This window comes from Marinobacter sp. UBA3607 (assembly GCF_002375525.1).
GTDB lineage: Bacteria > Pseudomonadota > Gammaproteobacteria > Pseudomonadales > Oleiphilaceae > Marinobacter > Marinobacter vinifirmus.
In genome coordinates, this window is sequence record NZ_DFLY01000004.1 from 20,714 (window position 1) to 37,409 (window position 16,696).

General features: G+C 58.9%; 12 protein-coding genes. 1 reads left to right on the top strand and 11 read right to left on the bottom strand.

Translation table 11 applies throughout. The annotated features are described in order from the left end of the window. Window positions 1-109 precede the first annotated feature (109 nt). The 11 genes from B2589_RS00880 to B2589_RS00930 form a co-directional block, all read right to left on the bottom strand. Complete coding sequence (locus tag B2589_RS00880) at window positions 110-2,497, bottom strand: efflux RND transporter permease subunit (RefSeq protein ID WP_286815319.1); 2,388 nt, start codon at window positions 2,495-2,497, stop codon at window positions 110-112. Between the two features lie 50 nt (window positions 2,498-2,547). Beyond that, window positions 2,548-3,693 (bottom strand): WD40/YVTN/BNR-like repeat-containing protein, encoded by a 1,146-nt coding sequence (locus B2589_RS00885; RefSeq protein WP_232902196.1) that lies wholly within the window; start codon window positions 3,691-3,693, stop codon window positions 2,548-2,550. Between the two features lie 65 nt (window positions 3,694-3,758). Then, a complete protein-coding gene (locus B2589_RS00890; protein ID WP_286815320.1) occupies window positions 3,759-5,147 on the bottom strand; it encodes a DUF1329 domain-containing protein in 1,389 nt (462 codons plus the stop codon). Between the two features lie 210 nt (window positions 5,148-5,357). Beyond that, the gene (pepN, locus tag B2589_RS00895; RefSeq protein ID WP_286815321.1) at window positions 5,358-8,000 is read right to left on the bottom strand and encodes an aminopeptidase N; all 2,643 of its coding nucleotides are present in this window, start codon (window positions 7,998-8,000) and stop codon (window positions 5,358-5,360) included. 31 nt (window positions 8,001-8,031) lie between these two features. Beyond that, window positions 8,032-8,868, bottom strand: a complete 837-nt coding sequence (locus tag B2589_RS00900; protein ID WP_232902198.1) for a DUF2797 domain-containing protein — start codon at window positions 8,866-8,868, stop codon at window positions 8,032-8,034. Further along, window positions 8,865-9,164, bottom strand: a complete 300-nt coding sequence (locus B2589_RS00905) for a YeaC family protein (protein WP_022989383.1) — start codon at window positions 9,162-9,164, stop codon at window positions 8,865-8,867. The genes B2589_RS00900 and B2589_RS00905 overlap by 4 nt, the downstream gene beginning before the upstream one ends. Window positions 9,165-9,340: 176 nt before the next feature. Continuing rightward, window positions 9,341-10,036, bottom strand: a complete 696-nt coding sequence (locus tag B2589_RS00910; protein ID WP_082640983.1) for a rhomboid family intramembrane serine protease — start codon at window positions 10,034-10,036, stop codon at window positions 9,341-9,343. Continuing rightward, window positions 10,033-11,022, bottom strand: a complete 990-nt coding sequence (locus B2589_RS00915; RefSeq protein ID WP_058341169.1) for a metallophosphoesterase — start codon at window positions 11,020-11,022, stop codon at window positions 10,033-10,035. The genes B2589_RS00910 and B2589_RS00915 overlap by 4 nt, the downstream gene beginning before the upstream one ends. A gap of 2 nt (window positions 11,023-11,024) precedes the next feature. Then, window positions 11,025-11,909 (bottom strand): NAD(+) kinase, encoded by an 885-nt coding sequence (locus tag B2589_RS00920; RefSeq protein ID WP_022989386.1) that lies wholly within the window; start codon window positions 11,907-11,909, stop codon window positions 11,025-11,027. Between the two features lie 83 nt (window positions 11,910-11,992). Further along, entirely contained in the window at window positions 11,993-13,243 is a 1,251-nt protein-coding gene (locus B2589_RS00925; protein ID WP_286815322.1) for a DNA repair protein, read from the bottom strand. 133 nt (window positions 13,244-13,376) lie between these two features. Further along, window positions 13,377-15,440, bottom strand: coding sequence for an NADPH-dependent 2,4-dienoyl-CoA reductase (locus B2589_RS00930; RefSeq protein WP_022989388.1), 2,064 nt, complete (start codon window positions 15,438-15,440; stop codon window positions 13,377-13,379). A gap of 138 nt (window positions 15,441-15,578) precedes the next feature. Between B2589_RS00930 and B2589_RS00935 the strand changes: the two genes are divergently transcribed. Next, entirely contained in the window at window positions 15,579-16,622 is a 1,044-nt protein-coding gene (locus tag B2589_RS00935) for an AraC family transcriptional regulator (RefSeq protein WP_286815323.1), read from the top strand. Window positions 16,623-16,696 lie beyond the last annotated feature (74 nt).

The window sequence follows — 16,696 nt, forward strand, 5'->3', positions numbered from 1 at the left end:
AAACATAGAACACTTCGGGCGATAAATAAAGAAAGGATTAGTTCGCTAACCAGCTGAGTATTCGAGAAAAAAGCCCGCTTACGCGGGCTTTCGGGGCTTTAGCCAATCATTAAGACTTGGCTGCGCGGGCTTTCGCCAGCATTTTGTCCGGTCTCAGCAGGAACCGGGCCAGTGCTGGCAGCAGCCAGATCGCTCCCACCATATTCCACAGGAACATGAAGAACAGCAGGAAGCCCATATCCGCCTGGAACTTGATCGGCGAGAAGATCCAGGTCACTACACCAAGGCCCAGGGTCACGCCGGTGAAGATAACGGCCTTACCGGTGGAGCGAAGGGTTTCGTAGTAAGCCTCCTGCAGCGTCTTGCCTTCCAGCAGGAACTTCTCGAGCTTGGCGTAGATGTAGATACCGTAGTCGACACCGATACCCACGCCCAGCGCGATTACCGGCAAGGTCGCTACCTTGATACCGATACCGGACACCGCCATGATCGCCTCACACAGAATGGAGGTCAGGCCCAGCGGAATTACGATACAGGCCACCGCACGAAGTGAACGGAAGGTCAGGAAGCACAGCAAGCTCACAACACCGTAAACCAGCATCAGCATCATATCCTTGGCGCTGGAAATTACCTCGTTGGTGGCCGCCTCGATACCTGCGTTACCGGCCGCCAGCAGGAAGGTGTGCTCTTCGTTGCTGTTGGTCTGGGCGAAGGCTTCAACGCGCTCGACCACGGTTTCCAGGGTTTCCGCCTTGTGATCTTCCAGGAACACCAGCACCGGAGTCAGGTCGCAACTGGTGTTGATCAGGCCGGCCGGCGCGTCCCGGATAGACGCATTGATGATGGTCTGGTTGCGGGAAATCTCATACCACTTCCAGTTACCCTCGTTGAGGGCCTTGGTCACCAGCTTGGAGACATCAGCCAGGGAAGCAGAGCTCTGTACACCCGGGGTGTTCTGCAGCTGCCACTGAAGGCTGTCCATGGCGCGCAGCACGTTGTACTGGGTGCACTGCTCTTCCGGGGTTTTCACCATCACCACCAATACATCGGCACTGGTGGAGTAGTTGTTGATGATGTAGGCGTTGTCCTTGTTGTAGCGGGAATCTGCACGCAACTCCGGCGCACCCTGGTCCAGGTCACCTACTTTCAGATCCTGCTTGTAGTACATGCCAAGACCCAGGCCAATCACTGCAATCAGCAGGGAAATCGGCGCAACCCCCGGATGGGCGAAATAGGACATGACCCGCCACTTGCGATCCTGCTTTTCACCATGATTCTGTACGTGCCGGACACCGCCTTTGGAGATGCCGATATAAGACATGATCAGAACATGCAACACCAGGTTGGTGATAATCACAAACGCCACACCCAGGCCGGCAGCAACGGCGAGGTCACGGATAACGTCGATTTCGATGAACACCAGGGTCAGGAAGCCCATGGCATCGGAAATCAACGCCAGCATGCCCGGGATATACAGGGCACGGAATGCCAGGCGGGCTGCAGTGACAGCATCAAAGCCCTTGGCCGCTTCCACAGCCATGGCGTTAACAATCTGTACGCCGTGGCTGATACCGATCGCAAACACCAGGAACGGCACCAGCACCGAGTACGGGTCCAGTCCATAGCCCAGAAGCCGGAGAGTACCCAGCTGCCAGAACACAGCGATGATGGAGGTCAGCACCGGGATCAGCGTGCCGGCGATGCAGCGGGAATACCAGAACAGCAGCAACGTGGTCAGCAGAATGGTGATGCCGGCAAACCAGGCAATGGAACCGATACCTTCAATCAGGTCGCCCACTTTCTTGGCAAAGCCAACGATGTGGATGCTGATTTCCGGGTTCTGCTCCTGGTATTTGCTGCGAATCTTTTCTTCCAGCTCTTTGGAGAACGCGGCGTAATCCAGCGGCTCGCCGGTTTCCGGGTTGGTCTCGTACAGCGGCGCGTACACAATCGTGGAACGGAAGTTGTCTGAAATCAGGCGGCCTACTTCGTTCGAACGCAGTACGTTCTGGCGCAACTGCTCAAGACTCTCGCGAGTGCCGTCGTAAGTGTCCGGAATCACGGTACCACCCTGGAAGCCCTGCTCGGTCACTTCCACCCAACGCACGTTGGAGGTCCAGAGAGACTTCAGGCCGGAACGGTCAACACCGTTCAGGTAGAACATCTCGTCGGTAATCTGCTTCAGGGTTTCCATGTATTCGGCGGTAAAAATGTCGCCGTCTTCCACCGCAACCGCAATACGCACGAAGTTACCCAGGTTTTCCAGGTCGTCCCGGTGTTCGAGCATATTCACAATGTACGGATGCTCGAGCGGAATCATCCGCTCGAAGCTGGCGTCTGGCTGGATCTTCACGGCGTTGTAGCCGAGGAACAGCGTCAGCACAAAGAACGCGATAAGAATCAGCGCCCGGTTATTAAAAATCAAACGCTCAAGGAACGGCTCCGCCTTGGGCGTTGTCAGGTAATGTTCACCCCTGTCATGCATCGGGTCAGACATTAAAAAACCCCTCTATCCATTAAATCCGTTGATGCCACACCAGGGCGCTATTACAGGTCCCGGCCGCGGGAATCGGTGATCATCACACCGCCCTCGCCTACCAGAAGAAGATTGGTTCCGCTCAGTGGAACCACACCCATGACACCCTCCCGGTCGTTCCGGAAGTGCGCGCGGAAACTTTCACCACCGTTGCTGCTCATCAGCACCGCGCCGCTGTTACCCACCAGGGTGACCCGGCCATCGTCTGCAACCGAACCGTTGTTCAGGGTGGTGCCGCCTTCGTTAGCAACCATGGTCCAGCTGCGGCCGAGATCCGTCGATAACATGGTGTTGCCGCGAAGACCGAAGGCCAGCACTTCATTCACCTTGCCGGTACCCATCACGCCAAACAGTGAGCCATCGTAGGGGCTCTCGCGCCGCTCCCAGGTATCACCGTTATCGACGGATACATGCACCTGGCCGGCTTCGCCCACGATCACCAGCGCACCACCGGTTACCCGGGCCACGCTGTTCAAATGGAAGTTCTGCGGGTTACTGAGCTGCGGGCCCCAGTCTTCCCAGGTTTCACCTCCATCCTGCGTGCGCAGGACCATGCCGTAGGCACCCACCACGAAGCCGTGCTGGTCGTTTTCAAACCACACATCCAGTAACGGGTTAACCGGGCCGATTTCCATGTCTGCCTGCACGTTCTCCAGGGCAAAGAACAGGTCATCCAGCGCCCATTCCAGGTCGCCCTTTTCGGCTTCCGGAGCCTGTTCGATACGCTCTTCCATCGCAGCAATCTGCTCTTCCCGGCTTTCGATCACCAGCTCAGCCGCCTGCAGGCCATCGAACTGCAGCTGCCAGGTAGCCCCGGCATCCCCGGAATGCAGCACCACACCACTGTGGCCAACAACCCAGCCGCTGCTGTCGCTGCCAAAATCCACGGCGTTCAGTGTCACCGATACAGGCACCTCGGCCTGGGTCCAGGTTTGCCCTTCATCATCGGAGTAAATCACATGCCCGCGCTCGCCAACGGCAACAATGCGGTCACCCGCACGGGTGGCATCGTTGAGCAGGGATTCCGGAGCCAGGTCCGACATTAAAGCCGGGGTCTCGATGATATCTGTCAGCGCAAACGCCGCAGGTGCTGCCAATGCCATGGACAGACCAAGACAGGCAGAACCCAGTGTCTCGCACATGAACCTATTAGCCATTCAGATTGCCTTTACGTTGGTTAGATCAGAAAGCTGCCGGCCCGGGCCTGAGCCCGCGCCAAAACTCAGCGTACACTTCGTCTGCGCAGGGAAGCCGGCGAGAAGTAACGCTTGCTGGGCACGTCGTCAGTGAACACTCGGGTGTTGGGTTCTTCGGTATCCAGGCCCAGAACATGGTAACGACGGGCCTGCAGGTCGTGGTACACGTCCAGTGCTGTCCACACACCCGGCATGTCGTAATAGTTCTTAGCGATACCCATGGTTACGCGCCAGAGCTCACCACGGCCGTCGTACTGGTCGAGCAGCAGAGTGTTCCAGCTGTCGGCATCGACATAGAAACGACGCTTGGCGTAGATGTGGCGTTCACCATCCTTGAGGGTGGCTTGAACCACGTGCACCCGGTGCAATTCCCAGCGGGTAAGGTCAGGATTCAGGTGGGAAATACCCAGAATCTCGGAATACGGAGTGCCCTTTTCACCAATCTTGTAGTTGTTGTAGGGAACGTAGATTTCCCGCATACCTTCGTAATTCCAGTTATAGCGATCCATGGCACCGTTAAAAATATCGGTGTCGTCGGCCGTCCGCAGGTTATCGGCCGCCGCGATCGGGGAGTCGTAACCCAGGTTGGGTGCCCGGCGCACACGGCGCTGACCGGCGTTATAACCCCAGCCATTACGGGGGCTGACAATCTGGTTCAGGGTTTCATGAACCAGGATCGCACCACCGGCAAGGCGGGGCGGAGACTGGGTGAAAGACAGGTAGTAGAAAATGATGTTATCGAGGTCTTTCTCGCTGCCTTCAGGACTGTAGAAGTTGAAAAAGGCTTCCTGCTGGGACGTCACCAGGCCGTAATCCCCGTTGGGCTGCACGGCAACTTCACTGGAACGACGGGTCAGGGATATACCGCGCCAGCGGGTCAGGTGGTTCCAGATCACCTGCCAGGCTTTTTCTTCGTTATTGCCATGAAGGATCGGAAAAGGATAGCCCCCGAAGGCGCCATCAAGGCCTTCAGCCTCACCAACCACTTCCGCATTCACTGCGTTCTTGCGGGTGTTCTCGGCAACCCAGTCAGGAACCGCATGGGTACGGCGGGACTGGTAAACCGGAATCTGGAAGGTCGTCGGGTAGGTTTCAAACATGGCCTTCTGGCCATCGGTCAGGTGCTCGCTGTACTGGTCCATGTTGGACGCATTGATGGTGAACAGCACCTGGTCATTCGGAAACGGGTTGATATGGTGTTGGCCACTGCCCTGATAGCCGGCCGGGGGTTCTGTCAGGCCGCCGTCCCACGCGGGGATGGTGCCATCGGCGTTTCCGGCCTTGACCGAACCGAAAGGGGTCAGGTCATTACCCAGCCGCGCTGCTTCTGAAGCAGACACAGCCGCGTAAACGGGGGATGCGGCGAAGGAAGCTGCCAGCAGCCCACCCAAAAGAACGTTTTTGTTGTATCTCATTGTGCAACCTTTCCGTCTGGAAGCCTCTGTCGGGCTTTATTGTTATGGTCTGATGCAATCGCAGACTTTCCAACAGATTAGCCGATTGAGCAACATTGTCTATCGACCGAAAGTGCGATTTTGTATCAGGCTGTGACGACGGTTGAAAAAACACAAAACGATACACAGCCAGCGCGGGCCCGTGCGCCTGGCTCGGGCCCCGCCAGCAGGTCAGCCTGCCAGGCTCTTATGCACAACTTCGTACAGGTCACGGGACAGGTTATCTTTGTCCCGGATGCCTTCCAGTGCCGCTTTCATCTGGCTGGAGTAGGCAGGTGCGAACTTCCGCCAGCGCGTTAACGGCGTTACCAGGCGGGAGGCAATCTGCGGGTTGCTGTCATCCAGGCGGCAAACCTGCCCGGCCAGGAATTGATAGCCACTGCCATCAGGATTATGGAACGCCGCCAGGTTCTGGCCGGCAAATACACCCACTACGGAGCGCACCTTGTTCGGGTTTTTCCAGTCAAAGGCCGGATGCTCCAGCAGCTGCAGGATGTGTGGCAGCTGGCCGGCCTGGCCGCTGGACGCCTGTACCGAGAACCAGAGCTCCACCACCTGCGGATCATCGCTGAAGCGCTGGTAGAAGCTCTCGAGGGCCTGCTCACGATCTGCTGCAAAGCCGGAATTGACCAGCGCCCGCAGGGCACCCAGGCGATCCGTCATGTTGTCTGCACTGCGGGACTGCTCTAACGCCAGCTCCCGGGCCCGCTCATCGTCAATACTCATCAACCAGCCCAGTGCCGTATTACACAGGCTGCGACGGGCAATGGCATCCGGGCCCAGCTGGTAATCGCCCTGCTCCCGGTTGCGCTGGTAACAGGCCAGCAGGTCATCTTTCAGCTCTTGTGCCAGGTGCTTCAACACCCGCTCCCGGGCCGCGTGGATAGCCGGCACATCGGCCTGCTCCGCCAGTTCTACCAGGTAGGCTTCCGACGGCAGCAACAGCATCTTGGCCACCAGCGCCTGGTCCAGAGAGGCATCGTTCAGCAATTTACGGTAGGCATCCGCCAGCCGCGGCTCAACCTCGGCCTGCTCCGGCGTACCCACCAGAGACTGGATAACATCCACGGCCAGGCGCTGGCCCGCATCCCAACGATTGAAGCCGTCCGGATCGTGGCTCATCAGGAACAACAGCTGTTCCCGGCTCCACGGATACTGCACCCGCACCGGCGCCGAGAAATCCCGCAGCAGGGACGGCACCGGCCGTTCAGCCAGGCCATGGAATTCGAAACGGTGCTCGGCCTCAGTCAGCTCCAGCACCCGCTCCAGCGGGCCGTCCTGTTCGCCAGCGCTGATATTCAGCGGCAACGGCTGGCCTTTGCTGTCGAGCAGGCCCATGGCGAACGGAATGTGCTGAGGCTTCTTGCCGGTCTGCCCCGGCGTGTCGGGAATGTTCTGGCGGATGGTCAGGCCATACACGCCCTTGTCTGCATCGTAGTCGTCTTCCACGCTAACCACCGGCGTGCCCGCCTGCTCGTACCACAACCGGAACTGGCTCAGGTCGCGGCCGGAGGCATCTTCCATGGCCTTGACGAAATCATCCGTGGTCACCGCCTGGCCATCGTGGCGCTCGAAGTACAGATCACTGCCCTTGCGGAACAGTTCGTCGCCAAGCAGGTTGTGAATCATCCGTACCACTTCCGCCCCTTTCTCGTAGATGGTCAGGGTGTAGAAGTTGGAGATCTCCATGTAAGACGCGGGCCGCACCGGATGGGCCATGGGGCCGGCATCTTCCGCGAACTGTGCGGTGCGCAACAGGGTAACGTCTTCAATGCGCTTGACCGTGGGCGAACCCATATCGGCCGAGAACTGAGAATCCCGGAATACCGTAAAGCCCTCTTTCAGGCTCAGCTGGAACCAGTCCCTGCAGGTAACCCGGTTGCCGGACCAGTTGTGGAAATACTCGTGGGCGACAATGGCTTCGATGCGCTGAAAGGTGGCGTCGGTCGCCGTGTCCTGGCTGGCCAGCACGCAGGACGAATTGAAAATATTCAGCCCCTTGTTTTCCATGGCCCCCATATTGAAGTCATCCACCGCCACGATCATGAAGATATCCAGGTCGTATTCGCGGCCGTAGACGTCTTCATCCCAGCGCATGGAGCGCTTGAGGGCGTCCATGGCGAAATCGCACTTCTGCGCGTTGCGGGGCTCCACGTACATGCGCAGGTCAATGTTACGGCCGGAACAAGTGGTGAAGGTGTCTTTTTTCTCTACCAGGTCTCCGGCGACCAGCGCGAACAGATAAGCCGGCTTGGGGAACGGGTCTTCCCAGGTGACAAAGTGGCGGCCGTTTTCGAGCTCGCCCTGCTCTACCGGGTTGCCGTTAGACAACAGTACCGGGTAGGCGCCTTTATCGGCTTCAATCCGGGTGCGGAACCGGGCCATCACATCCGGGCGATCCGGGTAGAAGGTAATGCACCGGAAGCCCTCGGCCTCGCACTGGGTACAGAACATTCCGGAGGACTTGTACAAACCTTCCAGCCGGGTATTGTTCTGCGGCTCGATCCAGGTGACCACCTGCAATTCGAATTGCGCCGGTACCGAAGGCACGATCAGCGCATCGCCACGGTCTTCGAAATCACCGGCAGCCAGCGCTGAGCCATTCAGCGCCACCGACTCCAGCTTCAGGCTGTCGCCGTGCAGGAACAGGGGGGCACCGGAGTCTGCCGACTCAGGATTCCGGCGCACAGACAGGGTACTGTGCACCCGGGCGCCGTCTTCAAACAATTCGAAACGCAGATCCACGTGGTCAACCAGATACGCAGGAACCTTGTATTCACTCAGGTAAATGGTTTGTGGCTGGTTGGTTCGCATTCATACTCTCCAGACAAAAGACATGGCGGGCTCAGTCGAGAACCCGGAACCGGACTTCATAGCCGGTAAATTTGCGGATATTGATCACCCCGGTGTCCAGCATCAGGTACTGCCCTTTGATACCTTCAAGCAGCCCTTCCACTTCCGGCGTTTTATCCAGATTATGGGTTTTCACTTTCGCCGGCCATACCTGAACCGGATAACCCAGCCCAAGTGAGGCCTCGTCCACAATCCGGATGCTGTCTTCGCCGTGCTCTGCACGCAATTGCGCCAGGTCGTCTTCGATCAGCTCCAGGATTCTCTGGCGCTCCTGAGCCAGGTCCAGCTCCGGCACATCGCCCTTGAGCATGGCCCGCCAGTTGGTGCGATCGGCCACATGGCTCTTGCACGCCACTTCTACCAGCCCGGAAAGGTACCGGCTGGAAACCCGCAGCATGGGGATCGCCGTCACCGCGCCCTGGTCAATCCAGCGCGTAGGCACTTGCGAGCCCCGGGTAATACCCACTTTCAGGCCACTGGAATTGGCCAGGTACACCACATGCTCCACCATGCAATTGGCTTCGCCCCATTCCGGCTCCCGGCAGGTGCCCAGGTGAAAATGGCATTTTTCCGGGCTCATGATGCAGCTGTCGCAAGCCGCCAGCTTGCGGAAGCAGGGGTAACAAAAGCCCTGGTTGAAACTCTTCTTGGTGGTGCGATCACAATGGATGCAGCGAATCACACCCTCGAAATCGATCCTTACCTTTCGCCCCATCAGGTCGTTCAGGGCAATGCGGGCATCACCCACCGCCAGGGCATAGGCTACCGGGTCGCCGGCTTCCGCCGGCATCTTGCGAAGACGGCCGGTTACATCAATGGAGTCGCTCAAACCTTGACCTCTACAAACTGATCCGGATCGACATCATCGTTGCCCTGGCGATCCTTGCGGAACTGCACAGACGGGTCACAGGCGGTACCCGCCTTCTCACCCCGGTCGAGGTAGCCGACACGCTGTTCTTCCGGCACCTTGTGCTTTTCTTCGTAATAGATCACCGCTTCCAGGCTGATTTCCCGCTGCTCACGGGTCATGGCACGGCCGTCCGGCCACTTGCCCAGCTCAATCGCCTGTTTCAGATTGCGGTACACGTTCGGATCCAGCCGCTCGATCAACTCTTCGTAGGTCATTGCCCACCTCCTGAAAATTTGTTCATTGAAAAATCGGCAAATCCGTTTGACAGACGCAAATGATAACAATTATCATTAATTCACCAAATGACAGACGGTCGTATCATTTGGTCTCTCTCATCAGGAGCTAAAACGCTCTTTTTATGCCCCACCTTCCGGTGGGGCTTTTTTTTGGTTTATCGCCAGCGCTTGCCCCGCAAGGGCGACAACGCGGCCACCAGCAACCCTGCCACAAAACCGCCCAGATGGGCTTCGTTGGCCATGCGGCCAAGACCAAGCATTTCCGGCAACGGCGTAAAGCCGATCACCATCCACACCAGCGCAAAGGTCACCAGTGCCGGCGGGAACTGGAAACGCGGGCGCCTGCGCTGGCTCATCCAGCAGTAACCCAGAATGCCGTACACCACACCGGACAAGCCACCAAACAGCGGGCCGGACACCAGGTACTGCAGGCCATTGGACAGCAGGCTTGCCACCACAAACAGCACCGCCAGCCGGGCACGGCCGTCTATCCACTCAATCTGACTGCCCAGAAACCACAACATCACCGAGTTGAAGATGATGTGGGTCCAGCTGAAGTGCAGGAAATCCGGGGTAATCAGCCGCCACACCTGGCCACTGGCCAGGGACGCCGACAGCGCCTCCAGGCGGCCAGCCAGCGAGCTGAACACCTCCCAGCTGAATGGCCGGGGATCCACAAACATCAGGTTTGCCGCCAGGGCGTTCTGGCCCATGCCGGTAAACCACACCATCACCACCGCGATCACTATGGTTGCGATCACAAACGGGGCGTGGCGGGGCGCGGGCTGCCAGCGGCCGTCCGGGGTAATCGGGTAAGACCTTTCGTTATCCACCTGCTCTCCCCGTCTCAGCGTGCCACACTGTCTTCACTGGTGGGATAATCCGGCTGTTCCGGCCGGTCTACATCCACCCAGACAAACTTGTCTTTCGACAGCACGTCTTCGCCGTCCATCCGGTACGCCACCAGCTTGCCGTACTTCACCGCACTGTAATCGATACAGGCCACATTGGTCTTCAGCGGCGCCGGCTTGCCATCCATCCAGTAATGGCCCACAAACACCGGGGGCGCATCCAGCGGATAGGTGATCAGCTGCCGGTACTCGGCATCCGTCAGCTCCATACGGGCCACTTCCGGGGGCAGCGGGTCTGGCTGGAACACCACGTCGGCGTAGGTTTTCGGATCATCGGCCCAGAACTTGGTGCGGAAGAATTCCCGTACATAACCGTCCTTGCCGGTAATCGACATGCCTTCCGGCAAGCGCAGGTCGGTTCCCCGCAGCAAGGTATCCATCACCTGCCCGGCAAACGACTCGATCGCTGCAGAGGCATGCAGGAAGTCTTCATCAATGCAGGCTCCGCCCTGGTTTTGCCTGAACTTGTCGATCAGGTCCTGGTCCCAGCACGCATGCACCACCCGGAAATCCTCATCGTCGATGAACAGCGGAATGGTATAGAACCATTCCAGGAATTCATTCCACTCATGAGGATACGCATCAAACTGCTCAAGGGTTTCCTTGATCAGCCGGTCGTGCCGCGGGTTGTGCTCCCGAAGGAACTGCTTGCCACTGCCCGGGCGGGCCCGGGTGCAGTAACCCAGCGCATTGTACTCATGGTTGCCCATGACAATACGGGCAGCGCCATGCTCCACCATATCCCGCACCAGGTGCAGGGCCTCGCGGATGCGCGGGCCGCGGTCGATAATGTCACCAATAAAAATTGCCTGCCGCTTCGGGTGCCGGTAAACCCCGTTCACCTTGCGGTAGCCCATCTGATCCAGCAGCCGCTGCAGCGTGTTAGCGCAACCGTGGATGTCGCCGATAATGTCGTAACCCGCCATACTCAACTCGCTGTAATCGTGCTTGCCCAGCCCAGCTTGTCACGGCAGGTGGCGTAGAAGTTGTGGTCGGTGGGGTGAATCAGCCGAACCTTGAAGGGCTTCTTGGTGATGCGAATGATGTCACCCGGCGCACAGGAAATGTTCATCTGGCCATCGAAACTGATCTGCGGATAGGTTTCGTTGGTCTCGCCGATCACCAGTTTGATCTCGCTCTTGCCATCCACCACGATCGGGCGACTGCTGAGGGTATGGGGGAACATGGGCACCAGCACCACGGCATCCAGCTTGGGATGCATAATCGGACCGCCGGCAGACAGTGAATAAGCCGTCGAACCGGTGGGCGTGGCTACAATCAGGCCGTCAGAGCGCTGGCTGTAAACAAAGTGGCCGTCGATAAACAGGTCGAAGCCGATCATCCGGGTAGACTTGCCCGGGTGCAGCACCACGTCGTTCAGGGCAGAGCCATAGCCAAGAGGCTGGCCGTTGCGCTCTACGTGGCCGTCCAGCAGAAACCGGGATTCTTCGATGTAGTCACCGGCCAGCACCTGGGCCAGCCGCTCTTCAAGGTCGTTGGGGGAGATATCGGTCAGAAATCCGAGGCGACCCCGGTTAACGCCCAGCAACGGAATCTTGGCCTTGGCCATTTCCCGGGCGGCACCCAGCAAACTGCCGTCACCACCGACCACAATCACCAGGTCGCAGATTTCACCCAGGAGCTTCTTGCTGGCCACCTGCAGGCCATGGCCCGGAATCATGGTCGCGGTGTCTTCTTCGATAATGACGTGGTAGTTGTTTGCGGTCAGGTACTGTTTCAGCTGGCGCAGCGACTCAACTACCTTGACGCTGCCCATGCGCCCGATAATCCCGATATTCCTGAACTGGTCCATGAAGTATCCCGTGGTGTCTGAATGAGACGAACAGACCCACAGTTTAACGAAACTCGGGCGGATACTGAAAAAACTTCGCGGGATCAGGCTTTATGCAGTTCGCAGCGGTCGTCTTTGCCGGCCTCGAAATCCGCCGGCTGGGACACTCTCATGATCGGTTCGCCGCACGCATTGCCGTCGGCACCAGCATGGTTGCACACCGGGTTTTCATAGTGGGCCAGCCACTCCCGGTAGGCGGCCTCATTCATGCCGCACTGGTCAGCGGCGTAGGCCTGGGGATTGGCAAAGTAGGTTTCGATATCATCGTACGGCAGTGTGATGTGGCCGACACCCGGGTGATAAGCCACCAGGAACACCACCTGGTTTCGCAACTGTTCCAGCAGCGAATCTTCCGGCACTTCGCGATTTCTGAGCTCCTGGTTTTCCTGTTCGAGGGCAACCAGCCTTTCCTCCCGCAGCTCAAGCTCCCGCTCCTTGCGCTCCAGCTGCTCCCTCAGCAGGACCGTTTCGGCATCCGATTTGCCGCCCTCAACGTCGGGCCCTGCGTCCGGATCGGCCGGGGTCTCTTCACCCAGCTGCTCCTGTAGCGCGAGGTATTGCTCATTACGCTCCTGCAGGCGATTCTTGAGCTGCTCCTTACTGACCCGAAGCCGTTCGTACTTCTGGTCCAGCTCGGTCATCTCCGAACGCAAAGCCTGCATCTCCAGGCGATGGTCACGCTGCAGGTCAGACACCGCATCCCGGTGCACGCTCTGCAGGGTTTTGATGCGCAGCCGTTGCTCCCGAAGCACCTGGGCCAGGCGGGCACGTTCGATATCGACACGCTCGTCGGTGGCTGCAGACGACGAATTCACCAGAACAGGGATATTCTCTTCTGCCGGCTCGGCCTGGCGGAAATGCAGGGTATTGGCTTCAACAGCCTTGCGAATCGAGTGGAAATGGTTGCTGCCCGGGGTCATATCCGGGTCCCAGAGTTCCTCGGCAAAAGCAGGGTCCGGACACTGGCTGCGACACACCAGGCGGATAGCGCCACCGCCCAGGTCGGGGCCCTTGGCACCCTTTTCCGCCAGCGCTTCGATGGGCACGTTCCAACTGCTGTCTGCGCGGCCTTCTTCGTCAAACCAGATCCGGAAGAACACCAGGGAGGCCACTGTCAGGTCAGGGTTGAGATTGACCAGCACGGCGCGCACATCGGTTTCGGCAAGGTCCGAAAGCCCAACATAGCCATCCAGAAAGGCACCAAACTCCGACCAACGCATCTGCCGGGATACCTGGCTACCATCCATCAAGAAGACAGCTGAGTTACCCTCGGCTGCCTGGGCGGCACTGACCATCAACCTTCTCCATGCTTGTAACTTGTTATTCGAACGACAGGGCCGGCCTGAGGGTTCCGTACCCCCTTGCCGGATTTCCATAGTCTAGCCAGACCGGCCCCAAAACACAGAGAAAAACTGCAACGATTTGTGATCAGATCTCCGCTGCCAGGCGGCTGCCCTGATCAATCGCCCGCTTGGCATCCAGCTCGGCGGCGACATCGGCACCACCAATCAGGTGCACCGGCAGGCCTGCGGCTTCAAGGCCTGCCTGCAGTTCGCGCAACGGCTCCTGGCCGGCACACACGATGATGGTATCCACCGGCAGCAGCTTGTCTTCGCCCTGCTCCGCGCCCTTGGGCGTAACCGTGATGTGCAGGCCTTCGTCGTCAATCTTGCGGTAAGACACACCCGGAACCATCTGCACATTGCGGTTCTTCAGAGATGTACGGTGAATCCAGCCGGTGGTCTTGCCCAGGTTCTTGCCGACCTTGGAAGCCTTGCGCTGCAGCAGGAACACCTCACGGGCCGGGGCCGGTACTTCCGGCTGTACGCCCTGAATACCACCACGATGCGCCACGGTCAGGTCGACACCCCACTCTTTCATAAAGTGTTCGGTGTTCAGGGACGGCGATTCACCCTGATGCACGATGAATTCGGACACATCAAAGCCGATACCGCCAGCACCGATTACCGCGACACGCTGGCCCACCGGCTTGCGACCCATCAGGGCATCCAGGTAGCCGATCACCTTCGGATGGTCGATACCTTCGATATCCGGGGTGCGGGGCTCGACACCGGTGGCCATAACCACTTCATCGAAGCCACCGGCTTTCAGGTCGTCTGCACTGACCCGGGTGTTCAGGCGGACATCCACGCCGTGCTTGTCGAGCATCACACGGAAATAACGCAGGGTTTCGTAGAACTCTTCCTTACCCGGAATCCGCTTGGCCACGTTGAACTGGCCGCCGATCTCGCTGCCGTCATCAAACACCGTCACCTTGTGGCCACGCTCTGCGGCTACGCTGGCAAAGGCGAGGCCTGCCGGGCCGGCACCCACCACCGCGATGGATTTGGGCTGAGCCGTTTTCACATAGGTCAGCAGGGTTTCGTTACAGGCGCGCGGGTTCACCAGGCAGGTGGTGAGCTTGCCGCTGAAGGTATGGTCCAGGCAGGCCTGGTTACAGCCGATGCAGGTGTTGATTTCCTCGGCACGGTCTTCGGCTGCTTTCAGTACCAGCTCGGCATCCGCCAGGAACGGCCGGGCCATGGAGACCATGTCGGCATCGCCTTCGGCCAGGATCTTCTCGGCCACATCCGGCATGTTGATCCGGTTGGTGGTTACCAGCGGAATGCTTACCTCGCCTTTCAGGTGGGCAGTTACCTTGGTAAAGGCACCGCGGGGTACCGAGGTGGCAATGGTAGGCACACGGGCTTCATGCCAGCCGATACCGGTATTGATAATCGTGGCGCCGGCTTTTTCGATTTCCTTGGCCAGCTGCACCACTTCTTCCCAGGTGCTGCCGTCTTCGATCAGGTCCAGCATGGACAGGCGGTACACAATGATGAAGTTCTCGCCCACCCGCTCACGCACACGGCGCACGATTTCAATCGGCAGGCGAATGCGGTTTTCATAGCTGCCACCCCACTGGTCGGTACGGTGGTTGGTGTGTTTGACGATGAACTGGTTAATAAAATAACCCTCGGAGCCCATAATCTCGACGCCGTCGTAGCCGGCGCGCTGGGCCAGGGCGGCACAGTTCACGTAGTCGTCAATCTGCTTCTGGATACCCGCTTCATCAAGTTCTTTGGGCTTGAACGGGTTGATGGGTGCCTGGATGGCAGAGGGCGCTACCAGCTCCGGAGAATAGGCATAACGGCCAGCGTGCAGGATCTGCATACAGATCTTGCCATCGGCCTCGTGCACGGCCTGGGTGATCACCTTGTGCTTGTCAGACTCTTCCTCGGTGCTCATCTTGGCCGCGTGCTGGAACACCGCGCCTTCGCTGTTGGGGCCGATGCCGCCGGTCACAATCAACCCGGCGCCGCCACGGGCACGCTCGGCATAGAATGCCGCCAGCCGGTCGAAGCCACCCTTCACTTCCTCAAGGCCCGTGTGCATGGAGCCCATCAGCGTACGGTTGCGAAGTTTGGTAAAGCCCAGGTCCAGGGGCTCAAGCAGGTGCGGGTACTTGCTGGTGCCAGGTGTTGCGGTCATTGCGGTGCTCCTCATCGGATTATCAGGCGGGATGTCGAGGCTCCCGTTGTTATGGGCCTACACTACCCAGCACCGAAGGCGCCAACAATATCCAAACCAAACATTTTATTATCTCTGGATAACAGCAATAATACCGATATGCCTGAAGCTAACACCCCAAAACATAACGCCCTCGGCAATATCAGCCTGCTGTATGCGGCAGTACTGCTGCGCGCAACCGAGGCCGAAGGCGGCAATATCGACAAACTGAAAGCCAGGTTCCGACTGGATGATGCCGCACTGGCCTCGGCTGATGCCCGCATCAGCATCCCCCGCTTTATGCGTCTTGGCCATGCTGCCATCACCGCAACCGGCAATCCCGCCCTGGGCCTGCGCATGGGCGCCCTGACCCGGCCGGTGGATGCGGGCATGGCCGGGCTGGCCGTAGAAACTGCAAATTCAGTCAGCCAGGCCTTCCGTAGCCTGATTCGCTATTCCCTGCTCACCAGCCAGAATTCCCGGGGCGAACCCTCGGTCGATGAATTCCAGCGCACCGTGCGCTTCTACTCGATCCAGCCCTACAACCCGTACAACTACTTTGTGGTGGATTCCATACTGGCGGCCTGGACCCAACTGGCCCGGCATATCACCGGCCGCTACGACGTGCTGGAAAAGGTATGGATAGAGTATCCATCCATTGGCCTGGACGACGTGTTCGAAAGCTGGTTTCGCTGCCCGGTAGAGTTCGGCGCCCGGGAAAACGCCATCCGCTTCAAGGAAAGCGTGTGGCGACAAAGCCCGTCCCAGGCCCATGAGGGCATGTACGAGAAGCTGTCAGGAGTCTGTGAACGGGAGCTGCGGCAAATCCGCAAAGGCTGGAGCGTGGCCGACCGGGTGCGCCATCTGTTAACCCCCCTGCTGCGGGGTGAAACACCTACGCTGGAAACACTGGCGGCCCGGCTGGGCACCACGGCCTGGACCCTGCAACGGCAACTGAGCGCCGAGGGTACCGGGTTCCGGCAACTGCTGGACGACACCCGCAAACAACTGGCAGAGGATTACCTGAAGGAAACCGATACATCACTGGCGGAAATTGCCTGGCTGCTGGGCTTTGCCAACCCGCCGGCCTTTCACAAGGCATACCAGCGCTGGCACGGAACAAGCCCGGGCGAACGGCGAAAACAAATCAGGTCAGATAGCTGAGAAAAAGCTGGAAATAAAAAGGGGATATCGAAAACAAGGGGGAGGAGATAAATGGCGGAGCGGACGGGACTCGA